Below are 25,473 nucleotides of genomic sequence, written 5' to 3'. Positions count from 1 at the left end.
TTTTGTTTACCTTAACATCTAATGCATAGACGAACCAAAGTATTTATCTGTTATGATTATTTTTTTAGGTGTTTTGGCGGTGTTATTGGTAATTACCGTTTTACTTTTTTTATTTAGTAGAAATTCAGAAGAAACTTCAGAAACTACGCAAAATCAAGTCTCCATTGGCGATAAATAAACTACCATTTTATTGGTTTTTTTCCTTGTTTAAGTAAAATTTCATTGGTTTTACTAAAATGCTTATTTCCAAACCAATAACCTCTATTTGCCGCTAAAGGCGAAGGATGTCCGGTTTCTAAAATAAAATGTTTTTTAGCATCTATCAGTTTTTTCTTCTTCTTTGCAAATCCGCCCCAGAGCAAAAAAACCACTCCTTCTTTTTCAGAAGATATTTTTTTAATCACTGCATCGGTAAATTTTTCCCAACCTTTATTTTGATGACTTCCTGGCTCGTGTGCACGTACGGTGAGTGCAGCATTCAGTAATAAAACACCTTGTTCTGCCCAACGTTCTAAATTTCCGTTTGGCGGAAGTTCTGTATTTACATCGGTTTTTATTTCTTTAAAAATATTAACCAAAGAAGGCGGAATTTTAGCATCTCTGTATACAGAAAAACATAAACCATGTGCTTGGTGCTCGCCGTGGTAAGGGTCTTGCCCTATAATTACAACTTTTGTTTGGTTAAACGGACAGTAATCAAAGGCTTGAAAAATATTTTGCGCTTTGGGGAAACAAGTATGGTTTTTGTATTCTTCTCTTACAAAACTCACCAAATCTTTAAAGTAATCTTTTTCAAACTCTTCTTGCAGTTGCTTTTTCCAACTTTCTTCAATCTCAACCTTCATAATATTTATGTAAATTTGCGCAGCTACGAAAGTAGGAAATTTTTTATATGATAAAAATAACAGACAAGACATTAAAAGATTTAGAGTTTCCTGTGGTATGCGGGCAACTTAGCCAATATTGCGTAACAGATTTAGGTAAAGAAAAAGCGCTAAAATTACGCCCCTTCCCTACCGAAAAAGAAATTAGATTTAGCTTGGCGCAAACCCAAGAGTATAAATCTTCTGCTTTACAAGAAAGCACCATTCCCAATCACGGATTTGATCCCATTACGGAAGAAATAAAGTTGTTAAATATTAAGAACACAATTTTAGAAATAAACGGAATTAGAAGAATTGGTTTTATTGCACAAACGGTAAATACACATAAACGCTTTTTTAAAAAGTACCAAGAAATTTATCCGAAGCTTTATGAAACTTCCGAGACGGTTGAGTTTACTACGTTTATAAACGATGCCATAGATAAAATTATAAATAGGTTTGGAGAAGTTAAAGATGATGCCTCTCCCCTTTTACAACAAACCCGTCGCGCTATTAATCGCGTGCGCGGAAAAATAAATTCTAGTTTCTCTATCGAACTTTCAAAATACAACAGCTTTGGGTATTTAGACGAAATTAAAGAATCTGTGGTAGAAAATGTGCGGGTTTTAGCGGTTTCTGCTATGCATAGGCGCAAAGTAAAAGGTTCTATTTTGGGCAACTCTAAAACGGGAAGAATTGTTTACATTCAGCCGGAAGTTACTTTGCAGCATTCTAGAGAACTCAACAATTTACAATATGAAGAACACGAAGAAGTAAAGCGTATTTTAAAAACCTTAACGGAAGAAATTAGGCCTTATCGTGAGTTATTGATAGATTATCAAACTTATTTAAGTGCTATAGATGTTGTATCGGCAAAAACAAAATATGCCGAAAGTATGCAAGCTATTCTTCCGAAAATCACTAAAAAACGAGAGTTACAATTAAAAGATGCTTATCACCCATTATTGTATCTTACCAATAAAAATTCTAATAAAGAAACCTTTCCGCAGGACATAAATTTACAGCCGGATAACAGGATAATTGTAATTTCGGGACCAAATGCCGGCGGTAAAAGTATCACCTTAAAAACCGTTGGACTTTTACAAATAATGCTGCAAAGCGGTATGCTTATTCCGGTTCACGAATACAGTAGAATGTGTTTTTTTGACAAGATTTTGACAGATATTGGCGATAATCAGAGTATCGAAAATCATTTGAGCACTTATTCCTATCGTTTAAAAAACATGAAATATTTTCTTAGGAAGGTAGACGACAAAAGCTTATTTTTAATAGATGAATTTGGTACAGGAAGCGACCCGGAGTTGGGCGGAGCTTTAGCCGAAACTTTTTTAGAAGTTTTCTACGAGAAAAATGCCTACGGAATAATTACCACGCATTACGCCAATTTAAAAAAGATGGCCAACGAGACAGAAGGTATTAGCAACGCCAATATGCTTTTTGATGCCAGGACTTTAGAACCAAAATTTAAATTACATTTAGGTGAAGCCGGAAGCTCTTTTACGTTTGAAGTAGCCCAAAAAAACGGCATTCCGTATAGTTTGATAAATAGGTCTAAAAAGAAGGTAGAACGTGGTAAAATACGGTTTGATAAAAGCATTGCAAAATTACAGCAAGAACGTTCTAAATTAAATAAAACCACTACCGCCTTAAAAAAGAAAGAAGAAAAAGCTACAGAAGAAAAAGAAAAATTAGAAGAAACCAACCAAAGAATTCAGCAAAAGTTAGAAGGTTTTCAAGAGCTTTACGATAGCAATCAACGAATGATTCATTTGGGAGAAAAAATAGATTCTTTAGCTGAAAACTTCTTCAATAACAAAAACAAGAAAAACCTTATTGGCGAATTTTTAAAGCTAATTGCTATAGAAAATTCCAAACGGAAAAAAGTAAATAAAAAGCAGAAAAAACAACAAGAGCAACAAAAAAAGCAACTGGAAAAAGAAGCTCAAAAAGAGGTTGTTGAAATTAGGAAAAAGAAGAAAGAAGAAAAAAAGAAAGAAAAAGCTATTGAAAAAGAAGCAGCCGCGAAAAAAGTTACTTCTTTTAAAGTAAACGATAGGGTTAGATTAGAAGACAGTCGCGCCGTTGGCAGCATAGATAAAATAGAGAAAAAGAAGGCTTTTGTAAATTATGGTATGTTTACCACAGAGGTAGATATGTCTAAACTAGAATTGGTAGAACGCGCAAAAAAATGAAGCAAAATTTAGAGAATAAAAAAATAATATTATTTGATGGCGTTTGCAATTTGTGCAACAATGCCATCAATTTTGTTATTGACAAAGATAAAAAAGACGTTTTTAGATTTGCCCCATTACAAAGTGAAATAGGCGAAAAACTTTTGGAAGAGCGCGGTATAGATTCTTTGCAAACAGATTCTATAGTTTTAATAGATCCGGGAAATGCTTATTATTTAAAATCTTCTGCGGCTTTGCATATAGCAAAAGAACTATCTGGCGTTTATCCTACCTTAGGTCTTTTCTTGTATTTGCCAGAAGGTTTGCGCGATGCTGTTTATGATTTGGTGGCTCGTAAACGCTATAAATGGTATGGTAAAAGAGAAAATTGTCGCATTCCTACGCCAGAGTTACAGAAAAAATTTTTGGCTTAAACCATTTGTCGGGGTTGGCCGTCTTTTATTTTTTCTTTTGCCCAGTTTTCTTCTTCTTTATCGGGCTCCGGCTCTTCTTGCACTACTTTAGCTTTTGGTTCTAAATTCAGATTAAAATACATAGGAAAATGATCTGACCCGACAGATTTTTCTCTTTTTATCTCTATTAAAGTAAAATCGTGCGAATGAAAAACGTGGTCTAACGGCCATCTAAGCAAAGGATAATCAGCATGAAAAGTGTTATAAAAACCTCTGCCAATTCGCGGATCTAAAAAACCGCTTATCTCGTGAAATAATTTTGTAGTTCGTGACCAAGCTACATCGTTTAAATCTCCAAAAACCAAGGTTTTATCGTGAACCTCTTTTAAACTTTCGCCAACCAAAAGCAGTTCTGCATCGCGAGCAGTAGAGGTATCACTTTCTGTTGGACTTGGCGGTCTTGGGTGCAAACAATGAATTTTTATTGCCGTGTTTTGATCGTCATCTAAAATAACTTCGCCGTGAATAGAAGGAATATCTTTCTGCACCAAATATTTTACTTCAATATTTTTCAATTCTAATTTTGAGTACAGATGCATTCCGTAAAGGTTATCTTGCGGTATCTTTACGGTATAAGGGTAATCTTTTTCTAATACTTCTAATTCTTTTTCCCAGGTTTTATCGGTTTCTAAGGTTAAAAGAATATCTGGTTTTCTTTCTTGCACCAAATTTATAAGCTTATTATATTTTTTATTTGGAGTTAGCACATTGCTTACCAAAACAGAAATATTACGCTTTTCGCTTTGCGGATTGTATTTAAACACCTCTGTTTTAGCCAAATAAGTATACGGGTAAATATAATAAAATTGATATCCTAAACTGTAGATTAATAATCCGGCTGCAAAGAAATGCAGGTATTTATCAAAGTCTAAAAAAAATAAACACCCCAACAAACCCACTAAAATCAGTACCGAAATTTGTATTCTAGGAAAATCAAATCCACGAATCCACCACTGGTCTATTCTTGTTATAGAAGCCAAAGTTGGTATGAGCATTATTGCCGCATAAACTAAGACGATAATTTCTAGGGTTTGCATAGAGACTGTTTTTAACTTTTATTTTTAGGATAATTATCGTCCCAATTTTTGATAATGGGTTTATCTCTAAGTTTTCCTACAGATTTTCCTACCATCATAGACACTGCTGCATCTCCGGTAACATTTACAGTAGTTCTACACATATCTAAAGGTCTGTCTACCGCAAAAATAAGTGCCAAACCGGCTTCCGGAATTCCGGCTTGAGCCAACACGATAACTAACATTACCATTCCTGCGCCGGGTACCGCGGCAGAACCAATAGATGCTAAAGTTGCAGTAGCAATAATGCCTAATTGCGCCCCAATGCTTAAATCTATTCCAAATGCTTGGGCAATAAAAACGGCGGCAACTGCTTGGTATAAGCTGGTTCCATCCATATTTATGGTAGCGCCAATAGGTAAGACAAAACTGGCTACTTCTTCTTCTACTCCCAAATGTTCTTCTACGCGCTCCATTGTTACCGGTAAAGTTGCCGCACTAGAACTTGTAGAAAAAGCAAGTAATTGCGCTGGCGATATACCGTTTATAAAGAAACTTGGTTTACGTTTGGTAAAAATCCAAACTAGTAAAGTATAAATTACAATCATTAGAGCTAAACCAATTACAACGGTTAACGCATACATTCCTAAAGCTGCAAAAAGATCGGCGCTTGGAGCTTCTACCACCAAAGCCGCCAACAATGCAAAAACGCCGTAAGGAGCGGTAAGCATAATAATGTCTATCATTTTTAAAATAACTTCGTTAAAGCCATCAAAAAAATCTTTTACGGGTTTGGCAGTTTTTTCAGGTATTAAAATAAGTCCAATTCCAAAGAAAATAGAAAAGAATATTACTTGCAGCATATTAGAATTTTTTCCGGCTGCGCCAATAATATTTTCGGGCACTAAATCTACCAAAGCCTGCAAGGGACCGGCCTCTTTCTGTTTTTGTGCATTTTGTCTGGTTAATTCTGCATCGCCACCGTAATTTTCTACTAGCTCTGTGCGTGTATCGGGATTTATGGTCTTCCCGGGTTTAATTCCGTTTACCATCAATAAACCAATACTCACAGCTATTACAGTGGTAAGTATATAGATGCCAATGGTTCTAATTCCCATTTTAGAAATTTGAGAAATGTCTTTTAAATCTGATATTCCTTTTATTAGCGATGCTAAAATTAACGGTACCGCAATAAGTTTTAAAGCGTTTATAAAGATGGTTCCAAAAGGTTTTATCCAATCTTCAATAAAATCTGGTCCCCAAGAAAAATTGGTCAATATTAAAGCGAAAACAACCCCGGCGGCCATCCCCAATAAAATTTGCCAATGCAATGCTAATTTTTTCATATAAAAAAACTATTCGTTTATAAAGTTATTGCTTTTTGTTGTAAATAAAAATCGGTTAAAACCATTGCAGCCATTGCCTCTACTATTGGTACAGCGCGTGGCACTACACAAGGGTCGTGTCTGCCTTTACCTTGCATTTCTACCACTTGGTTTTTACTATTTATAGTTTGCTGTTTCTGCATTAAGGTTGCTACAGGTTTAAACGCTACTTTAAAATAAATTGGCATCCCGTTAGAAATACCACCTTGTATGCCACCGGAATAATTGGTTTTGGTGCTGCTATCTGTATTAAAACTATCGTTATGATTGCTCCCGCGCATTTTAGCACCTTCAAAACCGCTTCCGTACTCAAAACCTTTTACCGCATTTATAGAAAGCATTGCTTTTGCTAAATCTGCGTGTAATTTATCAAAAACAGGTTCGCCCAAACCTATAGGTACATTTTCTATAACGCAAGTTACCACGCCCCCAACGGTATCGCCTTCTTTACGGATTTTTCTCAGGTAAGTTTCCATTTTTTCGGCAGTTTTTTTATCTGGACAACGCACAGGATTGTTTTCTGTTTCAAATAAATCTATTTCCGTAAAGTCTTTTTTTAATTCTATTTCTCCCACAGCACTCACAAAAGCTTGAATTTTTACCTTGCTAATTACTTGTTTTGCAATAGCGCCCGCTACTACCCTACAAGCTGTCTCTCGTGCGCTTGCACGACCGCCGCCACGATAATCTCTGTGTTTGTATTTTTTATCGTAGGTAAAATCTGCGTGACTTGGCCGGTAAACATCTTTTATATGTTCATAGTCGCGGGATTTATAGTCTTTATTTACAATTTGGAATCCAATTGGTGTTCCGGTAGTTTTGTTTTGAAATATTCCGGAAAGAAAATCTACAATATCGCTCTCTTTACGTTGCGTAACAATAGCAGATTGACCCGGTTTTCTACGATCTAGATCTTTTTGAATAGCTTCTAAATCTAGCTCTAAATTTGCCGGACAACCATCTAAAATACCACCAATGGCTTTGCCGTGCGATTCGCCAAAAGTAGTTAGTTTAAAAAGTTTGCCAAAAGAGTTGCCTGCCATAGATAGCTTTTTAACAAATGTAATTTTTTATACCAATATCTGAAAATAGAATTTAAATTATCCCGCTTATTTTCTACAATAATAAAAAAATGCGGTTTAAAAACCTTTGAATATGTATATTTGATAAAACTTAAAAATTATGAGAAAACTGCTTTTTCTTTGCGGAATTACATTATTGTTTTTTACCGTAGGTTGCTCTGATGATGATTCTGATGTACTAAATTCTAACCTTGCGAATTATTATCCGTTAGAAAATAATAATTCTTGGACGTACACTAACCGCCTTAACATAGAGCAACAAGAGAACCAAGAAGGCACAGAAACGCTTACAGCAGTAGATGCCGGCAACAACGCCTATACTTTTGAGCGAGAAGGCGATATCTTAACCGGTTTTGCATCTAGCATTTTAACTAATGGCGAAGTAACCAAACAAAACAATAGTTTGCTATATAATGGCGCTTTAACTATAGATTTAAGTGAATTTGGTTCTTTTCCAATAAACCTAGAACCTATTGTATTTAGTATAGAAAATGCGAAATTGTATGATAAAGCAGCTAGCGCCGGAACCAATTTATTTTCTAATTCTAATCAAATAACGCAAGAACTTAGTTTTGAAGGACAAAGTTTTGATTTGGTTATAGACTATGACATTTTTATAGATCAAGGCCAAAAACTGGATAATTATAGCGTTGCTACGGAAAGTTTTGCAGATGTAATAACCTCCAAAATAGGTTTAAGAATGAGCATAAGCGCCATTGTTGGTGGTTTTATAAGCCTACCGCTGTTAGATGAAACCGAAGTAATAAGTTCTACCAATTACTTTGCAAAAGACATTGGACTTATTTACAACGAAACCCAATACGATATTGCTACCGAAGCCATAAGCGAAATAAACATACCCAGTTTAGAATACCACGCCGTTTTATCACAAGTTATTGATTCATATAGCTTTAATTAGGAATAATTAAAGTAAAGCTTCATTCAAAATACTTACGGGATGCAATGCTATTTTCTGCGTTCCATCTAGAATTTGATGTCTGCAACTCGTACCATTTGCCGAAATAACAACTTCAGGTGGCGCTTTTCTTACAGCCGGAAATAAAGAATGTTCGCCTATTTGCATACTTATTTTATAATGTTCTTTTTCATAACCAAAACTGCCCGCCATCCCGCAACAACCCGAATTGATAATGCGCACTTTATAATTTTTAGGTAAATTAAGCATATCAAAAGAATGCTTAGAATTACTTAAAGCTTTTTGGTGGCAATGCGTATGCAGCTTTATGGTTTTATTTTGTGTAGTAAATTGGTCACTTTTGATATTTCCAGCCTTTATTTCGGCAGCTAAAAATTCTTCTATTAAAAATACATTTTTAGAGAGTTTTACAGCTGTATCTTTATTATTTGCCAAACGTAAATATTCGTCTCGAAAACTTAAGATGGAAGATGGCTCTAGACCTATTAATGGACTTTCTTCTGAGATTATCTTAGAAAAAATACTAATATTCGAGTTTGCTAAAGCTTTTGCTTCTTCCAAAAAACCTTTAGAAATATAACTTCTTCCGCTTTCTTTATGGTTTAGTATTTTGACTTCGTAGCCTAAATTAACCAATAAATTTATAGCGTCTACTCCAATTGTAGTATCTAAAAAATTGGTAAATTCATCAATAAAAAAATATACCGATTTAATTTTATTAACCGGTTTTAAGTTAATTTTATTTTGCCCGAGTAGCTTCCATAAACTTCTACGCGCTAATAATGGTAAACTTCTTTTTGGGGCTATTTTTGCTATTTTTTTTAGGAGCGAGCTAGTTAGTTTATTAGAAAAAAAGAAATTGGTAAGCAGTGGAAAATTACTACCCAATTTATTATAAGAGTTATTTTTTGCAAAAAGTTTATTTCTAAAACTAAAGCCATTCTCTTTTTGGTATTGGTATTCAAACTCAGCTTTATATACCGCCATATCTACGTTAGAAGGACATTCGCTTTTGCAGCCTTTGCAGCTAATACATAAATCTAAAACTTCTTTTAGTTCTTTGTTATCAAATTTTTTGTCTTGTGGGTTTTGCGTTAAAAATTCGCGTAAAGCATTGGCACGACCGCGGGTTGTATCTTTTTCGTTTTTTGTAGCGCGATAACTTGGACACATAACGCCGCCGGCTTCTACACTTTTTCTGCAATCGCCGCTGCCGTTGCAATTTTCTACCGCACGTAAAAGTCCGTTAGTATCTTCAAAATTAAATAAGGTTTTTATTTGCGGTTCCGTACGATTTGCTTCATAACGCAAATTTTCTGTCATTGGTAACGGATTAACAATTTTACCCGGATTTAAAATGTTATCCGGATCAAACGTATTCTTTATTCTTTGTAATAAACTATAACAATCTGCGCCAAGCATTTCTTTTATAAAAGAAGCCCTTACCCTGCCATCTCCGTGTTCTCCACTTAATGAACCTTTATATTTTTTTACCAATTTTGCCACAGTAGCAGTAATTTCCTCAAAAAGTTTTACCTGCTCTTTGTCCTTTAAATTTAAAATAGGTCGCAAATGCAATTCTCCTGCGCCGGCGTGGGCATAATAAACCGCGCGTTGGTTAAAACGTTTCATAATTTGTGTAAACTCTTCAATATAGGCAGCTAAATCTTTTAGCGCTACTGCCGTATCTTCTATACACGCTACAGCTTTTGCATCGCCGTGCATATTAGACAGTAAACCCAAACCGGCTTTTCTAAGATTTATAGCCTTATCTATATTATCGCCACGCAAAACCGGATGAGCATAGCTTTTAGTTTTATTTTGTAAAAGTTTTAATAAATTATCTACCTGTATTTGCAAGTCTCTAGTGTGATTATCTCTAACCTCTAGCATTAAAATAGCCTGCGGATCACCTTCTAAAAAAAACCTACTTTCCTTAAATTTAATATGGTTTTTTGTGCAATCTAAAATCACCTTATCCATCATCTCACAAGTATATAGCGAGTGCTGCATAACCAATTCTACCGCTTGCAAGCAATCTTTAATATTTGTAAAATGAGCAGCTATTAGAGCTGTATTTTTGGGAGGTAAATTATCTAATTGTAGAGTTATTTCTGTAATAAAAGCCAAAGTACCTTCGCTACCGGCCAATAATTTGCACATATTGAATTTTTGTGGCAAATTGGAAAAAACTTCGCTTTCTAAAAGTGCATCTAATGCGTAACCGGTATTTCTACGATGAATCTCTGGTTTGGGAAAATTATTTTCTATTAATTTTTGGTTTTCTTTATCTTTTAAAAGCTCATAAATATTTTTATAAATACTGCCTTCTAAACTGTTTAATTTTGTTTTTTCAAGAAATTCTTTTTTATCAATTTCTTCAAAAGTAACTATAGAGCCATCGCTCAAAACCGCTTTTGCTGCAATTACTTTGTCGCGGGTTACGCCGTATTTTATAGAGGTGGTTCCGCTAGAATTATTACCAAACATGCCGCCCAACATACAGCGGTTAGAAGTAGAAGTATTGGGGCCAAAAAACAAGTCGCTGTCTTCTAAAAACCTATTTAAATCATCTCGTATAACGCCGGGTTGCACCACTACCTGCTTTTTATTTTCATCTAGCCGGATAATTTCCGTAAAGTGTTTAGAAATATCTATTACAAGACCATTTCCTACGCATTGTCCCGCTAAAGAAGTGCCCGCTGCACGCGGAATTATACTAAGCTTTTTTTCTTTTGCAAAAGAAAGCAACTGCTTAATATCGTCTGTGTTCTTAGGAAAAGCAACGGCAATTGGCATTTCTCGATACACCGAAGCATCTGTAGCATATAGGGTTTGGGAAAGTTTATCGTAGTGCAAACTTCCGTTAAGTTTTGTTTCTAAATCTTTTAGCAAAATAATTGATTGGATTTTTTATAAAAATACGATTAAAGCAGGAAAAACAAAGCTTGTTAATAAATTTTAAATTAACAAAACATTAGAAGATAAGCCGCATGCAGCGGTAGTTTAAGCAATATATTTGCTAAAAAACTTAGTAAAATGAAGAAGTATTTATTGACGGCGATAATCTTCGCCACAGGTATTTTAGTTTCTCAAGCGCAAGAAATTGCCCCTAATGCGCTCGGGCTTCGTTTAGGTGGTGCCAATGGTGTTGGTGCAGAAGTATCTTACCAACGCGCTTTTGGTGATAATAACCGGATGGAGTTTGATTTAGGTTGGCGAGATGATAACCATTTTGATTTGGTAAAAGCTACAGCGCTTTACCATTGGGTATGGAATATTGATGGCGGTTTTAACTGGTATGCAGGTGCCGGCGGTGGTTTAGGTATTGTAGACGACAACCATCACTACGAAGATCATCATCACGATGATGGCGCCTTTTTATATGTGGCCGGTAATATAGGAATAGAATATAACTTTGATATTCCTTTAATCTTATCGATAGATTTTAGACCGGAAATTGGTTTTAGCGATTATGATGTAATAGACGATTTTGCGCCAGATTTGGCCATTGGCGTTCGTTACCAATTTTAAGCTTTAGCTAAAGCCCTCTCATAAACATCTTCGTAGAGCGGAACAATAGCATCGATATCAAATTTCGATGCTATTTTTTTTGCATTATCTTTAAATGTGCTTAAAGTTTCTTCATCTTTTAAAATATGCAAAGCGTTTTTTGCCATATCTTCTACATCGCCAACATCGCTCAAGAAGCCAGAATTACCCTGTTGGTTAACTTCCGGCAAACCGCCAGTATTGGTAGAAATGACTGGCACACCATTTACCATAGCTTCTAAAGCAGCTAGACCAAAACTTTCGCTCTCAGAAGGTAACAAGAATAAATCTGAAAAACATAAAATTTTATTTACTTCGCTACTTTCGCCCATAAAAATAATTTTATTGCGTACGCCTAAATCTCTAGCTAAATCTTTGGCATTCATAATTTCGGGACCTTCTCCCACCATTATAAGTTTAGATTTTATTTGTTTATTTATTTTCGCAAAAATTTTTATAACATCGTCTATGCGTTTTACTTTACGGAAATTACTAATGTGAACAATAATTTTCTCATCGTCTGCTGCCATAATTCTGCGTTGACAGTCTTCAAAGTTATTTTGTCTTTTGGACGTATCTATAAAATTTGGTACAACTTTTATTTCGTTTTTAATATTAAAATAACGCAAAGTGTCGTCTTTTAAGCTTTGTGAAACAGAGGTTACCACATCACTCTGATTGATGCTAAAAGTAACTGCCGGTTTATAAAAAGGATGATTACCAACCAATGTAATATCTGTACCGTGCAAAGTTGTAACCATAGGAATATTAATACCTTCTTCTTTAAGCATTTGTTTGGCCATATAACCGGCATAAGCATGCGGAATGGCATAATGCACGTGTAAAACTTCTATATTGTGCAATTTTACCATATCTACCAACTTGCTAGAAAGCGCCAACTCGTAAGGTTGGTAATGAAATAACGGGTATTCTGGTACATTAACTTGGTGATAATGTATATGATTGGAAAGGTGTTCTAAACGAACCGGCTGTTTGTAGGTGATAAAATGTATTTCGTGCCCACGTTGCGAAAGCGCCATTCCTAATTCGGTAGCTACTACTCCGCTTCCGCCAAAGGTGGGATAACAAACAATTCCTATTTTCATATTACTTTTCTTAATTGCCTTAAATGTAAACTTTCTCTTAAGTCTTTGGTATAATTTAACCGCTTTTAACGCTTGTTACTCTATAGCTTGATAAATTGCAGCTTGTATTTTTGTTCGGATGTCTTCTGTTATTAATTTTCTATTGGTGGCATCTGGGAAGGTTCTGTTAGAAAGAAAAACATATATAATTTCTTCATCCGGATCTGCCCACGCATAAGTTCCGGTAAAACCGGTATGGCCAAAACTATTCATAGAAACGCAGCCACAAGTTGGTCCTACTTCTTCTAATTGCGGTTTATCAAAACCCACTCCTCTACGCACGTCTTCATCGCAGTAATAACAAGTATTAAAGGCGTTTATAGTTTCTCTTTTAAAGTAATTTCTCCCACCATAGTAGCCGCCGTTCAAATACATTTGCATGATTTTGGTCACATCATTAGCATTGCTAAAAACACCTGCGTGACCACCAATACTTCCTTGCATAGCTGCGCCTTGGTCGTGCACATAACCTTGTATTTTTTGCTCGCGCCAGTAATCGTCTATTTCTGTAGGAATAATGTTATTTTTATCTATCCGATTTAACGGTAAATAACCGGTTCTGTTTGCGCCAATAATTTTATACAAATGTTCTTGCGATAAATAGTCTAAAGAAGAAGCATAGGCACGTTCTATAAAGCGCTTTAAAAAATAGTAGGGTAAATCTGAGTATTTGTATTCTAATTTTTCTCGAAGTTCGCTGTTTGCTATAGCTTTATATATCGTGTCTTGTAAGTCTTGGCGCATATAGAAATTCTCAGCAACTTTAACAGAGAATTTCCCCGATTTATTTCGTTTAAAATATTTTGTAGAAGCTTTATTTGTTTCTTCGTCTATAGTAGCAATGTAAAAAGGAATCCAAGGTTTTAAACGCGCATAATGACTAAGCATTTCTTTTAAAGTAATATTTGCTTTATTGGTATCTCGTAATTCCGGTAAGATTTCTTGCAAAGTAGTATGCATACTGATAATATCTTTCTCTTGCAGCTCCATAATTCTTGGCAGAGTTGCTAAAATTTTGGTTAGAGAAGCAAGATCGTATACATCGTCATTTTTTACCTTTTGTTTTTCTGCGTAGGTATGGTAGCCAAAATTTTTATGATAAAACACCCGACCTTTTCGTGCTATAACCAGTTGTAAGCCCGGCGTCATTTTATTAGCTACCGCAATTTTTGCTAAAGAGTCTATTACCGTCAATTTTCTAGAATCTATATCTACACTTTCTGGAGTGCCGTAAGATAATCGGCCAATAGAATTTGTTTTATACTGTGTGCCTACCGGAAAAGTATTGCCAATACTAACAGGTAATTTACCTTTGGCTCCTAAAGCACCAAATAAAATTTGAGCAGCTTTTTCTTGCGCTATTTTGCTATTTTGATAAGCAACCAAAATTGCATCTATATTGGTAAAACTATCTACATCTAACAAAGCATAAGGCCTTGCAAATAGGCTTAGAATAGTTAGGTTTTGAGCGGCAATTTTATCTAACCATTGTAATTCTTTGTTAGAAAATTTATAATCTTGCCAAGGGTTTTGGTTTGCTTTATGAAATCCAACTATTACGTGGTCATATTCTTTAAGGTTAATTAAAAGTTCTGATAAATTATTACTTTCTACCTTATCTACAGCTGTATATTTTTTTAAGGTATTTAAAAAATCGTCCCCCTTTTTATCTCCTAAAGCTACGTAAGCTACTTTGGTATTTTTTAATTTTTTTATGGGTAAAATTCCGCGATTATTTTTTATAAGTGTAATAGCTTTTTCAATGGCTTCTTCATAAATCAAATCGTCTTTTGCGGTGTTTAAATCGTTTATTAAATTGGTAGTGTCTACGGATTTGTACGCATTAAGACCTACTTTATATTTAGCCATTAAAATTTTCTTTACGGAATGTTTTAATCGCTTTTCTGTTATTTCACCACTTTTGTATGCTTTTTTAATTTGCGCCACTCCTTTTGGCACGCTTTCCGGAATAAGCAAGATGTCGTTACCCGCTTTAAAAGCTTCCAAATCTACTTTTCCCGGCTCATCATAGTCCGAAATTCCTCGCATATTCAGGGCATCGGTAAAAATTAAACCCTTATACCCATAATCTTCTTTCAGTAAATTGGTAATAATAGGTTTGGAAATAGAAGAAGGATGATTTTTCCTATCATCTAAGACCGGTACATTTAAATGTCCAACCATTATACTGGAAACTCCCGCTTTAATCATTAATTTATACGGATATAATTCTATGCTATCCAGGCGTTTTCTACTAAAATTTAAAACTGGTAAGGCTTTATGAGAATCTACATCTGTATCGCCGTGTCCGGGGAAATGCTTAGCGCTAGATAAAACATTTTCGCTATGCATGCCCTTCATAAAAGCAATGGCTTTTTGGGTTACATTGTATTTGTTTTCGCCAAAAGAACGGTTGCCAATTATAGGATTATCCGGATTTACGTTTATATCTACCACGGGCGCAAAATTGATATGCACGCCCAATCTTTTGTTATGTTTACCTATTTGTTTTCCTACGCGCTCAACTGTTTTTAAGTCTTCTATGGCGCCAAGTGTCATATTCCACGGAAATGCGTAAGTAGAATCTAAACGCATAGACAAACCCCATTCTGCATCCATACCAACTAACAACGGTATCTTTGAGAGTTCCTGGTATTCGTTATTTAGTTTTGCTTGTCTTTGTGGACCGCCTTTAGAAAAAATAACCCCACCAATATGATAATTTTTTATAAGAGTTTTTATATGGTCTGTGACCGATTTTGGTTTACTCGAAAAAATATCGACCATAAATAACTGACCAATTTTTTGGTCTAAGCTCATACCACTATAAACACTATCTACCCATTTTTTTTGTGCAATTTTATTGGCGCTTTCCAGCGGACTTTTTTGCGAAAACACCAAAGAGGAACAGAGTAAAAAACAGAAAAGAAGACTTTTTTTCATAAAAAATTCGCCTAAATAAATTAAAAGAAAAGCGTTTAAAATTGGATTTACAAATTATAAAAACCTGCTATGCCAACTTTCTTTTAATGGCACTTCCCAATCTTGTTCGTATTCTTGCTTTGTGTTTACTAAGTTGTTAAAAACAATAGTATTAGGCGAAACCGAACGGTTTTTTACCATTTTGCGAAAATCTTTTAGTGCTTTGTAAGCCACAAATTCTCCTTGCTTGTAGGTAACATTCATTTTATCAAGCAAATCTACATTATATTCTTTTTCCAAATCTTGTATAAAATGCACCGAAGCATCAATAGAGCAACCGCTGGCACCGGTTTCTTCTTGGTCTAAACCAAAAACAATAAACCTACGGTATTGATAATCTACCCCAGCTTTAAGGTTAGCGCCGTGAGCTGTCCAAGTGGTTAAAAAATTATCTACTTTGGTTCTTATTTCTTGTAATTCTTCTTCCGTAAAGGGTCGATTGGCTTGATAAATCCAGATTCTTGAAGAACCTGGTAATTGCTTAAAAGGAACGAGCATAATAATAGGAATTTCTACAGTTAAATATTAAAGGTCTTCTGCTTCTGCTATCATTTCGGCAACATCTTTTACCTGTATGTTGTCTTCTTGATTTTTTCCTTTTACCCCATCTGTCATCATGGTATTACAAAAAGGGCAACCTGCTGCAACCACATCTGGTTTGGTTTCCATGGCTTGTTCTGTACGTGCTATATTAACGTCTTTATTTCCTTTTTCAGGTTCTTTAAACATTTGTCCGCCGCCGGCGCCACAACACATGCCCTTGCTTTTACACCGTTTCATCTCTACCAATTCTACTTCTAATTTTCTAAGTAAATCTCGTGGTGCTTCGTATTCGTTATTGGCACGACCTAAATAACAAGGATCATGAAAAGTAATGCGTTTTCCTTTAAATTTACCGCCTTGTACTTTTAAACGGCCTTCTTCCATCAAGGATTTTAAAAATTGGGTATGGTGCATTACTTCGTAACTTCCACCCAATTCTGGATATTCGTTTTTTATGGTATTAAAACAGTGTGGGCAAGCGGTTACTATTTTTTCTATTTCGTAGCCGTTGAGAACTTCAATATTTGTAGCGGCTTGCATTTGAAATAAAAATTCGTTACCGGAGCGTTTTGCGGGATCTCCTGTGCAACTTTCTTCGGTACCTAAAACTGCAAAATCTACTTTGGCTTTAGATAAGAGTTTTACAAAAGCTTTGGTAACTTTTTTTGCTCTATCGTCAAAGCTTCCCATGCAACCAACCCAAAATAAAACTTCCGGCTTTTTACCTTCTGCCATATATTCTGCCATTGTTGGTACTTTTATTGCTTCTGCCATAATATATATATGCTTTTTTGTCTAAAATTATTGTTTCTAGTTATTTTCTTCTGCCCATTTTAAACGGTCCATCTGGTTGTATGGCCAAGGAGCGCCATTGTTTTCTATATTGGTCATTGCAATATTGAGCTCGTTTGGTGCAGCACTTTGCTCCATCATTAAATAACGTCTCATATCTAAAATAATAGAAAGCGGATCTATACCAATTGGGCAGGCTTCTACACAGGCGTTACAAGTTGTACAAGCCCAAAGTTCTTCTTGCGTAATATAATCTCCTAACAGCTGTTTGCCGTCTTCTTTATATTCGCCATTTTTATTAATGTTTTCGCCAATTTCTTCTACTCTATCACGAGTATCCATCATTATTTTACGTGGCGATAATTTTTTACCGGTTATGTTGGCAGGACATTCTGATGTACATCTACCACATTCTGTACAAGTATAGGCGTTTAAAAGTTGTACCCAGTTTAAATCTTGTACATCGCTGGCACCAAATTTTTCCGGTTCTTCTTCTTCTCCATTTTCTTCCGGTGCAGCAAATGGGTCTGCGTTAGGATCCATCATTAAATCTACTTCCTTTTTCACTGCAGCCAGATTATTCATTTCGCCTTTAGGCTTAAGTTTTGCATAATAGGTATTTGGAAACGCCAATAAAATGTGCAAATGTTTGGAGTAATATAGATAGTTTAAGAAAAATAGAATTCCTAAAATATGCAACCACCAAGCAGCACGTTCTACAATAATTAAAGTGGAAACACTTAACCCGTCTAAAAGCGGAAGTAAAAACTGACTAACAGGAAAAGCGCCCATTATTTGACCATTGGCAGCAGCATAATGTTCTGCTCCTAGTAGTTGTAGTTGGTAATCACTAGCATTCATTAATAAAAACAAGGCCATTAAAACCATCTCAAAATATAAGATATAATTAGCGTCATTTTTTGGCCAACCCTTCATTTCATTAGCCCAAAAGCGTTTTATCTTACTAATATTTCTTCTGGTCCAAAATACTATAACACCCAATAATACCAAAAAAGCCAAAACTTCAAAAGAACCGATTAAAAAGTCATAACCGGGACCTAAAAAAGAAAAAATGCGGTGGGTACCAAAAATACCATCTATAATAATTTCTAAGACTTCTATATTAATGATTACAAAACCAACATATACAAAAATGTGCATTATACCGGCTATTGGTCGTTTTACCATTTTAGATTGTCCCAAGGCTACTCTGGCCATATTACCAAAACGAGCTTTAGGATTATCTGTACGGTCTACATCTTTTCCTAGTTTTATATTTCGGATTAAGCGTTTTACATTTCGGGCAAAAAAGCCAATACCAAAAAGTAGGGCAGCGATAAAAATTATTTGAGCGATTAATTGCATGCTAAATCTATTATTTTAAAGAATCTTTTGGTTTTTCATATTCTCCGGCATTTTTTCCAAATACAGAGAAATGTACGTAACGTTTTGGGTTTAATTTAATATCTTGTAAAAGCTCTTCCATTTGTTTGGTGGCTCGCTCAAGATTTTCGTAAGCGGTATCGTCATTTAATAACTTACCGGCTGTACCCTCGCCGTTTTCTAATTTGGCAGCTACCTTTTTAAAATCTGAAGCAACTTCTTCAAAATCATTTAAAATTTTATTTATTTCTATCGTAGAGAGCGTGTCTGAAAATTTATTGAAATTGGCAGACATTTCATCTAAATTTGTAAAAGTTCTATCTAACTTAGAGGAGTTATCTGCTAAAAGTGCATCTATAGACCGGGATGCTCCTTTTAACGATTTCATAGTTTCGCTAAATTCTTTAATGGCAACTTGGAGATTTTTTCTGGTATCGGGATCTAATAGTTTGTTAACTCCGGTAATTACAGAATCTGCACTTACCACGGCGTTTTCTACCTTGTTTTGAAGTGGGGTTAATTTATCGTTAACCAACTCTAATAAACCTTCATCTATTGTAGCATTTAGCGTATCGCCATCTTGCGCTCTTTCTCCCCCATATTCTGGAATTATAGATACAGATTTTCCTCCTATCAAACTACCACCATAAATTTGAGCAGTACTGCTTTTATCAAATTCAAATTTATTTTGCACGTTTAGGGTTACCAAAAGCTCTCCTTTATTATTTAAAAATCTAATATCTGTAACGCTGCCTACCTGCAAACCATTAATGGTTACTTTAGAAGATTTGGCAAGCCCTTCTACATCTTCATAAACAGCATAAAAAGTACGGTTGTTTTCTAACAAATTATTACCTTTTAAAAAGCTGTAGCCAAATATTAATAAAATTATGGCTATAATAACTAATAAGGCTGTTTTTACTTCTTTGGTTATTTTCAAGTGATTAAGATTTAGATAGTGACAAATTTAAGCATTAAATATAGAAAAGTAGCTTTATTTAGCTTTAGTTTTTAACGCCTCATTAACGCTTATTTTTTTTCCGTTTTTAAACGCAACTATATAACTTTGTTTATAACCTTTTTTATCTGCTTTACGCTGAAGCTCTTGTATGTCTAGATAATCGGAAGTTTTACCGTAATAATATTTATAAAGCTTTCCTTCTTTTTTACGGTCTATATTATGCAAGCCTCTAAAGTTATACGGTAACGTTTCTAAAGGTGTAGAACCGGCAGCAAGTTGCACTCTAAATATAATGTCTTTATAAATATCTGTTTCTTTTGTACCAGCAATTGGACTTTCTGGAGTAGATTGCATCTCTAAGGCATGCAAATTAATATTGTTTTTATAGTTAATAACGCCATCTACAATAGCCTCTGCCATTTTTACTTGGCCGTTGCCGGAATTTAAAAATCTACCTTCTGAGTTATTGGTTAAAAATCCTGTCTCTATTAATACACTTGGCATATAAGTTTTGCGCAGCACTAAGAAACCAGCTTGTTTAACACCGCGATTTAAACGCTGTAACGCGTTGGTAAATTGCTTTTGTACAAAGTCTGCCAATAAAATACTTTGGTCTAAGTATTCTTCTTGCATCAACGTCATACCTATATAAGAAGCTGGAGATTTAGGGTCAAAACCACCATAAGTAACTTCATAATCTTCTTCTAAATAAATAACCGAGTTCTCTTTCATGGCAATTTTTAGGTTATCGTCATTTCGGTGTAAACCTAAAACAAAAGTTTCTGTGCCGTGAGCTTGTGAGCTGTGGGCATTACAATGTACAGATACAAACAAATCTGCATTAGCATCATTAGCTATTTTTGCTCTTCCGTCAAGGGTAACAAAAACATCTTTTTTGCGGGTATAGAGTACTTTTATATCGTTTTGTTTCTCCAGTTCTTTTCCAACTTTTAAAACAATACTCAAAGCAATGTCTTTTTCTTTATATCCATTGCCACGGTTACCGGGATCTTTACCGCCGTGGCCGGCATCTAAAACAACTACAAATTTCTGGTTGTTAGAATTGCTCTGTGCGTTAACCGGAAAGACCATTACTAAAAAAGCAAATGCGCACAATAAAAAAGCTACTTGTTTTGTTCTCATCATAAATAACTTGTCAAGATTTTTAACGGCAATCTGTTTAATTTATATATTTTGACTATACCGCTTTCAAAAATATATGTAATTTTGACTTTTCAAAAAGCAAGCCAAACATTACAAAAATAGTACTATAAGCGTTGCGCACAAATATACAATACATACTTTTATTATTTTCGGTTTTCTTTATTGGCAAGCCTGTTTTTGCGCAAGAAATAGATACAGTTAGCAAACCAAAAATTCCGGCAATAGAGCTACCTGCCTTTAAAGAAGCCGACTCTACTTCTATTTTAAACCCGCTAAATTTAAAAGAGCAAGACACGGTAAAGAGCGATTCTGTAAAGGTAAAACAACAATCTTCGCTTACCGCGGATGTTATTTACTCTGCAGAAGATTATATTCGGTTTGACCGAAAAAATGAACGCGTTTATCTTTACAATGAAGCAAAAATAAATTACGGCGATATAAAAATAAGCGCCGGTTTAATTATTTTAGATAACCAAAAAGAAGAAGTCTATGCTTTTGGTATTGAAGATTCTTTGGGAGAATACACGCAGAAACCCGTTTTTGAGCAAATAAATAATAAAGTAGAACCAGACAGCATTCGTTTTAATTTTAAAACCGAAAAGGCTTTGGTATACAACTCCAGAACCAAACAAGGCGATTTTAATGTAAAAGGACAGATAACCAAGCGCGAAAACGATTCGGTTATTTTTATGCGCAATGTCAAATTTACCACTGCGCAAGATATAGATAATCCCGACTATTATTTTTACGCCCGGAAAATAAAAATGGTACCCGATAAAAAAATTGTTGCCGGTTTGGTAAATATGTATATCGCAGACGTTCCTACTCCGCTGGGTTTGCCTTTTGGTTATTTTCCGCTAACAGATGAACGTGCTTCCGGATTTATAATTCCTTCTTTTGGCGATAATAGAAATCGCGGTTATTTTTTAATGAATGGCGGCTATTATTTCGCGGTAAGCGAGTATTTTGATTTTGCTGCCTTGGGAGATTATTACACCAACGGGAGTTATGCTATGCGCTTAGAATCTAATTATGCTTTGCGCTATAATTTTCGTGGTAATTTGAGTTTTAGATATGAACGCTTATTAAATAGTGAACGCGGTTTCCCGGATTTTAGCGAATCTTCTATCTATAACATTAGATGGTCGCATACGCAAGACGCTAAAGCCAACCCGAATTCTAGGTTTTCTGCTTCGGTAAACTTAGGAAGTAGCCGTTATTACCAAGAAACCATAAACCAAACCAATACCGGTAGTTTTTTAAATAACAATTTAAGTTCTTCGGTATCTTATTCTAAACGCTTTCCCGGAGAACCGGAAATAAACCTTAATATCGCTGCTACACACAACCAAAACACACAAACCCAAGAGATAAATATGACATTGCCAACGGTGCAGGCAAGTCTGAGTAGAATTTACCCGTTTGAACCAAAAACAGGAGCTAAAAAAGGTATTATTCAAAATATAAATTTTCAGTACAACTTTAAAGGAGAAAACCGTTTTAAAACTTCAGATTCTTTATTTTTTAAACCCGAAATGTTTAAAACCGCAAGAACCGGTATTCAACACAGCATACCTATAAGCACCAATTTTAAACTTTTCAATTACTTTAGTGTATCTACCGGAACCAACTTTAGAGAAAATTGGGTTTTTAAAACCTACGAAAAGTCGTACGACCAACAAAACCAAGAAGTAATTACAGATACTATAAATGGTTTTGATGCCTATAGAACTTATGATTTTAACGCTAATATTGGTACTACGGTTTACGGAAAAGTAAATTTTAAAAAAGGAAGTAAAATACAAGCCATTCGGCACGTTATTAAGCCCAACTTAAGTTATAATATTAATCCGTCTTTTGACCGTTATTACGATACTTATTTAATTCCTGGAACGGGCGGTTTGGAAGACGAAATTAGAGAATATTCGCGGTTTGAAAGTTCTCTTTACGGAGCGCCAAATAAAAATTATTCCAGTTCTTTAGGATTTTCGGTAACCAACGATTTTGAAGCGAAAGTAGCTACTAAAGACACGCTTGAAGAAGAACCACGTAAAGTAAAGCTGCTTAGCAACTTACAATTTAATACTTCTTATGATTTTGCAGCAGACTCTATACATTTCCAACCCGTTAGTTTTAGAGGAACCCTTCCTATTATTCAGAATAAATTAGACGTTAATTTTAACGGAGCTTTAGACCCATATGCGTTAGATAACAACAACCAAATTATAGACGAGTGGAATATTAACAACGGTGGTAGTCTATTTCGATTAACACGGGCAAATGTAAGTTTTGGTTACTCTTTTTCTAGCACAGATTTTGAAGGTGGCGAAAAAAACACAGACGAGTTAGAAAACGAAACTTTTAGAAACGGCGGTAGACCAGACGATTTGTTTGGAAAAGGAATGGATTTAGACGGTACTTTCTATGATGAAAAAGAAGAAGATGACGAGCCGGTTACCAACGATACCGAGCGATATCACTATAAAATTCCGTGGAATTTACGCTTATCCTACACAATGACGTACAACAATACAGCGCGTCAAAACGAGATTTCTTCACACTCGCTTATGTTTTCTGGAGATGTAGAACTATCTCCGCGTTGGTCTGTGGGAGCTTCGTCTGGTTATGATATTAAAAATAAAGGCTTTACTTACACACAACTTCGTTTTTCGAGAGATTTAGAAAGTTGGCGAATGTCTTTTAACTGGACTCCCTTTGGAATACGAGAATCTTGGTATTTCTTTATAGGAATTAAGGCGAATGTGTTGAGCGATATTAAATATGATAAAAACCGAGAACGCGACAGAAACTTATAAAATTACATAAAATGAGAAGTATAATTAACACCTCTAAAGCGCCGGCTCCTATTGGGTCATACAACCAAGCGGTGCTGGTAAAAGAAACCTTATATATTTCAGGACAAATAGCCATAGACCCTGAAACTAACGAGTTAAAAACCAGCTCCCTAGAAGAAGAAACCGCTTTGGTAATGCGAAACTTGTCTGCTATTTTAAACGAAGCAGACATGACGTTTGAAAACGTAGTTAAATCTTCTATTTTTATTAGCAATATGAAAAACTTTGCTATAATAAATAAAATATACAGTAAATGTTTTCGGGAAGAAAATGCACCAGCCCGCGAAACGGTAGAAGTAGCAAACTTACCAAAATATGTAAATGTCGAAATTAGTATGATAGCGGTACGTTAAAATAACCTTATATGCTTCTTGCTACCATAGACTGGCTTCTTATAATTGGTTTTTTTCTTGTAAGCTTGCTTGTAGGAATTTTAGTTTCTAAAAAAAGTGGTAAAAACACAGCTAGTTTTTTCCTTTCTGGCAGAAATATGCCTTGGTGGTTATTGGGCGTTTCTATGGTGGCTACAACCTTTGCCGCAGACACGCCCGGTTTGGTTGCCGGTATTGTAAGAAAAGATGGCGTTTACGGAAACTGGATCTGGTGGAGTTTTTTATTAACCGGCATGTTAACCGTTTTCTTTTATGCCAAACTCTGGCGAAAAAGCAATATTACTACAGATTTAGAATTTTACGAGTTACGCTATAGCGGAAGAAGCGCAGCCATACTAAGAGGTTTTCGGGCGGTTTATTTAGGTGTTTTCTTTAACATAGTAATTATGGCAACGGTTTGTTTGGCCGCCATAAAAATTGGGCATGTAATGTTTGGCTTTTCGGAAGTGCAAACGCTTATTATAGCTTCTTTGGTTACCGTAACTTATTCTATGTTAGGCGGTTTACGAGGCGTTCTAATAACAGATTTTATACAGTTTATTATTGCAATGGTTGGTAGTATTTGGGCAAGCATTTATATTTTAAACCTACCCGAAATTGGCGGATTAGAAAATTTATTAAATCACCCTAAACTCGCACAAAACACAAATTTTTTCCCTGATTTTTCGCAACCTGAAATTTATGTACCTTTATTGGTTATTCCACTTGCTGTGCAATGGTGGAGTGTTTGGTATCCCGGGGCAGAACCCGGCGGTGGTGGCTATATTGCGCAACGAATGTTGGCCGCCAAAAACGAAAAACATGCCGTTTTGGCAACTTTATTTTTTAACGTTGCGCATTATGCTTTACGTCCGTGGCCGTGGATTCTTATTGGTTTGGCTTCTGTAATTATGTTTCCAACACTAGGCAGTTTGCAAGAAGCTTTTCCTGATTTGGGTGCCAGCTTTGTAAAAGACGACCTCTCCTACCCCGCTATGTTAACATTTTTACCGGCAGGTTTATTGGGCATAGTAGTTACTTCTTTAATCGCTGCTTTTATGAGTACAATTTCTACCCATTTAAACTGGGGAAGCAGTTATGTTGTAAACGATTTTTACGCCCGATTTGTAAACAAAAACGCCACCGAAAAACAAAAAGTTTTAGTTGGTAGACTTTCTACGTTAGTAATGATGGTGTTTGCCGGCTTACTCTCCTTAGTATTAGAAGAAGCGCGGGATGCATTTAATTTGTTACTACAAATTGGGGCCGGGACCGGCTTACTGTTTATCTTACGTTGGTTTTGGTACCGTATAAATCCGTATAGCGAAATTGCGGCAATGGCGGTTTCTTTCTTAGTTGCTTTACTCTTTTTTATAAATAATAAAGCAGATCAACCTTTATTTGAGCTTGCAGGCCATTGGCAATTAGTTTGCGGCGTTATTATAACCACTATTGCTTGGGTTTTGGTTAGCTTATTGACAAAGCCTAGCAACAAAGAAACTTTACGGAAGTTTGAAGAAAAAGTATTTGATAACAGCCAGCGTTTTGTTTATTTTAAGTATAAAATATTGGCGTTCTTTCTTGGTGTTATCGGTATTTATAGTATTCTTTTTGGTACCGGTTATTTTATTTATGGCGATCTTTTTTTAGCCGGAATAGCTTTTAGTATTTGTATACTTTGTACGCTTTATTTAATAAAGTATTGGAATAAAATTGTGTAGCCGAGTTCTTTCCGTAAAGTAAAAAATAACTTTACTTTTTTTTAACCAACAATTAT

General features: G+C 35.2%; 20 protein-coding genes. 8 read left to right on the top strand and 12 right to left on the bottom strand.

What is annotated here, in order from left to right:
- Positions 1-52: 52 nt before the first annotated feature.
- Positions 53-178, top strand: a complete 126-nt coding sequence (locus FKR84_RS13495) for a hypothetical protein (protein WP_262710711.1) — start codon at positions 53-55, stop codon at positions 176-178.
- A gap of 1 nt (position 179) precedes the next feature.
- Here the strand turns inward: FKR84_RS13495 and FKR84_RS03245 are convergent, their stop codons facing one another.
- Entirely contained in the window at positions 180-845 is a 666-nt protein-coding gene (locus FKR84_RS03245) for a uracil-DNA glycosylase (RefSeq protein WP_141420758.1), read from the bottom strand.
- Positions 846-892: 47 nt separating this feature from the next.
- Between FKR84_RS03245 and FKR84_RS03240 the strand changes: the two genes are divergently transcribed.
- Together FKR84_RS03240 and FKR84_RS03235 are read left to right on the top strand one after the other, a co-directional pair.
- Positions 893-3,076 carry an endonuclease MutS2 gene (locus tag FKR84_RS03240; protein WP_141420757.1) on the top strand — a complete coding sequence of 728 codons (2,184 nt, stop codon included), beginning with the start codon at positions 893-895 and terminating at the stop codon, positions 3,074-3,076.
- Positions 3,073-3,489 carry a thiol-disulfide oxidoreductase DCC family protein gene (locus tag FKR84_RS03235; RefSeq protein ID WP_141420756.1) on the top strand — a complete coding sequence of 139 codons (417 nt, stop codon included), beginning with the start codon at positions 3,073-3,075 and terminating at the stop codon, positions 3,487-3,489. Before FKR84_RS03240 ends, FKR84_RS03235 begins: the two co-directional genes overlap by 4 nt.
- Here FKR84_RS03235 and FKR84_RS03230 read toward each other — a convergent pair.
- The 3 genes from FKR84_RS03230 to aroC are packed head-to-tail and all read right to left on the bottom strand — an operon-like array spanning position 3,486 to position 6,972.
- On the bottom strand, positions 3,486-4,565 hold the full coding sequence (locus FKR84_RS03230) for an endonuclease/exonuclease/phosphatase family protein (protein WP_141420755.1): 1,080 nt from the start codon (positions 4,563-4,565) through the stop codon (positions 3,486-3,488). The two genes, FKR84_RS03235 and FKR84_RS03230, sit on opposite strands and share 4 nt — an antisense overlap.
- Positions 4,566-4,576: 11 nt before the next feature.
- Positions 4,577-5,890, bottom strand: a complete 1,314-nt coding sequence (locus FKR84_RS03225) for a dicarboxylate/amino acid:cation symporter (protein ID WP_141420754.1) — start codon at positions 5,888-5,890, stop codon at positions 4,577-4,579.
- 17 nt (positions 5,891-5,907) lie between these two features.
- A complete protein-coding gene (gene aroC / locus FKR84_RS03220) occupies positions 5,908-6,972 on the bottom strand; it encodes a chorismate synthase (RefSeq protein WP_141420753.1) in 1,065 nt (354 codons plus the stop codon).
- Between the two features lie 139 nt (positions 6,973-7,111).
- On the opposite strand from aroC, the gene FKR84_RS03215 reads away from it, so the two are divergent.
- A complete protein-coding gene (locus tag FKR84_RS03215; RefSeq protein ID WP_141420752.1) occupies positions 7,112-7,930 on the top strand; it encodes a hypothetical protein in 819 nt (272 codons plus the stop codon).
- Positions 7,931-7,936: 6 nt separating this feature from the next.
- On the opposite strand, the gene FKR84_RS03210 is transcribed toward FKR84_RS03215, so the two are convergent.
- Positions 7,937-10,846, bottom strand: a complete 2,910-nt coding sequence (locus tag FKR84_RS03210; protein WP_141420751.1) for an FAD-binding and (Fe-S)-binding domain-containing protein — start codon at positions 10,844-10,846, stop codon at positions 7,937-7,939.
- A 141-nt stretch (positions 10,847-10,987) separates the two neighbouring features.
- Here FKR84_RS03210 and FKR84_RS03205 point away from each other — a divergent pair, with 141 nt between their 5' ends.
- A complete protein-coding gene (locus FKR84_RS03205) occupies positions 10,988-11,482 on the top strand; it encodes a hypothetical protein (RefSeq protein ID WP_141420750.1) in 495 nt (164 codons plus the stop codon).
- Here the strand turns inward: FKR84_RS03205 and bshA are convergent.
- The 7 genes from bshA to FKR84_RS03170 form a co-directional block, all read right to left on the bottom strand.
- Positions 11,479-12,606: an N-acetyl-alpha-D-glucosaminyl L-malate synthase BshA gene (gene bshA, locus FKR84_RS03200; RefSeq protein ID WP_141420749.1), complete on the bottom strand. Its 1,128-nt coding sequence runs from the start codon at positions 12,604-12,606 to the stop codon at positions 11,479-11,481. The genes FKR84_RS03205 and bshA overlap by 4 nt on opposite strands.
- A gap of 75 nt (positions 12,607-12,681) precedes the next feature.
- The gene (locus tag FKR84_RS03195) at positions 12,682-15,588 is read right to left on the bottom strand and encodes a glycoside hydrolase family 3 N-terminal domain-containing protein (RefSeq protein WP_141420748.1); all 2,907 of its coding nucleotides are present in this window, start codon (positions 15,586-15,588) and stop codon (positions 12,682-12,684) included.
- Positions 15,589-15,642: 54 nt separating this feature from the next.
- Positions 15,643-16,125: an ABC transporter ATPase gene (locus FKR84_RS03190; protein WP_141420747.1), complete on the bottom strand. Its 483-nt coding sequence runs from the start codon at positions 16,123-16,125 to the stop codon at positions 15,643-15,645.
- Positions 16,126-16,152: 27 nt separating this feature from the next.
- Entirely contained in the window at positions 16,153-16,944 is a 792-nt protein-coding gene (locus FKR84_RS03185) for a (Fe-S)-binding protein (protein ID WP_141420746.1), read from the bottom strand.
- Positions 16,945-16,980: 36 nt separating this feature from the next.
- Positions 16,981-18,327 (bottom strand): (Fe-S)-binding protein, encoded by a 1,347-nt coding sequence (locus FKR84_RS03180; protein ID WP_141420745.1) that lies wholly within the window; start codon positions 18,325-18,327, stop codon positions 16,981-16,983.
- A gap of 10 nt (positions 18,328-18,337) precedes the next feature.
- Complete coding sequence (locus FKR84_RS03175) at positions 18,338-19,285, bottom strand: MlaD family protein (RefSeq protein ID WP_141420744.1); 948 nt, start codon at positions 19,283-19,285, stop codon at positions 18,338-18,340.
- 54 nt (positions 19,286-19,339) lie between these two features.
- Positions 19,340-20,452 carry an N-acetylmuramoyl-L-alanine amidase family protein gene (locus FKR84_RS03170; RefSeq protein WP_394348475.1) on the bottom strand — a complete coding sequence of 371 codons (1,113 nt, stop codon included), beginning with the start codon at positions 20,450-20,452 and terminating at the stop codon, positions 19,340-19,342.
- Between the two features lie 131 nt (positions 20,453-20,583).
- Between FKR84_RS03170 and FKR84_RS03165 the strand changes: the two genes are divergently transcribed.
- Genes FKR84_RS03165 through FKR84_RS03155 form a run of 3 tightly spaced genes read left to right on the top strand, consistent with a single transcriptional unit; the run spans position 20,584 to position 25,417 of the window.
- Positions 20,584-23,286, top strand: a complete 2,703-nt coding sequence (locus FKR84_RS03165) for a putative LPS assembly protein LptD (RefSeq protein ID WP_141420743.1) — start codon at positions 20,584-20,586, stop codon at positions 23,284-23,286.
- Between the two features lie 11 nt (positions 23,287-23,297).
- Complete coding sequence (locus tag FKR84_RS03160; RefSeq protein WP_141420742.1) at positions 23,298-23,678, top strand: Rid family detoxifying hydrolase; 381 nt, start codon at positions 23,298-23,300, stop codon at positions 23,676-23,678.
- Between the two features lie 11 nt (positions 23,679-23,689).
- Positions 23,690-25,417, top strand: a complete 1,728-nt coding sequence (locus tag FKR84_RS03155; RefSeq protein WP_141420741.1) for a sodium:solute symporter family protein — start codon at positions 23,690-23,692, stop codon at positions 25,415-25,417.
- The last annotated feature ends 56 nt before the right edge of the window (positions 25,418-25,473 follow it).

Source organism: Haloflavibacter putidus (assembly GCF_006546625.1).
Lineage (GTDB): Bacteria > Bacteroidota > Bacteroidia > Flavobacteriales > Flavobacteriaceae > Mesonia > Mesonia putida.
This window is presented reverse-complemented; position numbering and strand designations above follow the sequence as displayed.

What these genes read in the sequence shown, in the direction of transcription:
- FKR84_RS13495 (WP_262710711.1), top strand. Translation starts at nt 53, where the DNA reads ATGATTATTTTTTTAGGTGTTTTGGCGGTGTTATTGGTAATTACCGTT.
- FKR84_RS03245 (WP_141420758.1), bottom strand. Translation starts at nt 845, where the DNA reads ATGAAGGTTGAGATTGAAGAAAGTTGGAAAAAGCAACTGCAAGAAGAG.
- FKR84_RS03240 (WP_141420757.1), top strand. Translation starts at nt 893, where the DNA reads ATGATAAAAATAACAGACAAGACATTAAAAGATTTAGAGTTTCCTGTG.
- FKR84_RS03235 (WP_141420756.1), top strand. Translation starts at nt 3,073, where the DNA reads ATGAAGCAAAATTTAGAGAATAAAAAAATAATATTATTTGATGGCGTT.
- FKR84_RS03230 (WP_141420755.1), bottom strand. Translation starts at nt 4,565, where the DNA reads ATGCAAACCCTAGAAATTATCGTCTTAGTTTATGCGGCAATAATGCTC.
- FKR84_RS03225 (WP_141420754.1), bottom strand. Translation starts at nt 5,890, where the DNA reads ATGAAAAAATTAGCATTGCATTGGCAAATTTTATTGGGGATGGCCGCC.
- aroC (WP_141420753.1), bottom strand. Translation starts at nt 6,972, where the DNA reads ATGGCAGGCAACTCTTTTGGCAAACTTTTTAAACTAACTACTTTTGGC.
- FKR84_RS03215 (WP_141420752.1), top strand. Translation starts at nt 7,112, where the DNA reads ATGAGAAAACTGCTTTTTCTTTGCGGAATTACATTATTGTTTTTTACC.
- FKR84_RS03205 (WP_141420750.1), top strand. Translation starts at nt 10,988, where the DNA reads ATGAAGAAGTATTTATTGACGGCGATAATCTTCGCCACAGGTATTTTA.
- bshA (WP_141420749.1), bottom strand. Translation starts at nt 12,606, where the DNA reads ATGAAAATAGGAATTGTTTGTTATCCCACCTTTGGCGGAAGCGGAGTA.
- FKR84_RS03195 (WP_141420748.1), bottom strand. Translation starts at nt 15,588, where the DNA reads ATGAAAAAAAGTCTTCTTTTCTGTTTTTTACTCTGTTCCTCTTTGGTG.
- FKR84_RS03190 (WP_141420747.1), bottom strand. Translation starts at nt 16,125, where the DNA reads ATGCTCGTTCCTTTTAAGCAATTACCAGGTTCTTCAAGAATCTGGATT.
- FKR84_RS03185 (WP_141420746.1), bottom strand. Translation starts at nt 16,944, where the DNA reads ATGGCAGAAGCAATAAAAGTACCAACAATGGCAGAATATATGGCAGAA.
- FKR84_RS03180 (WP_141420745.1), bottom strand. Translation starts at nt 18,327, where the DNA reads ATGCAATTAATCGCTCAAATAATTTTTATCGCTGCCCTACTTTTTGGT.
- FKR84_RS03170 (WP_394348475.1), bottom strand. Translation starts at nt 20,452, where the DNA reads ATGATGAGAACAAAACAAGTAGCTTTTTTATTGTGCGCATTTGCTTTT.
- FKR84_RS03160 (WP_141420742.1), top strand. Translation starts at nt 23,298, where the DNA reads ATGAGAAGTATAATTAACACCTCTAAAGCGCCGGCTCCTATTGGGTCA.
- FKR84_RS03155 (WP_141420741.1), top strand. Translation starts at nt 23,690, where the DNA reads ATGCTTCTTGCTACCATAGACTGGCTTCTTATAATTGGTTTTTTTCTT.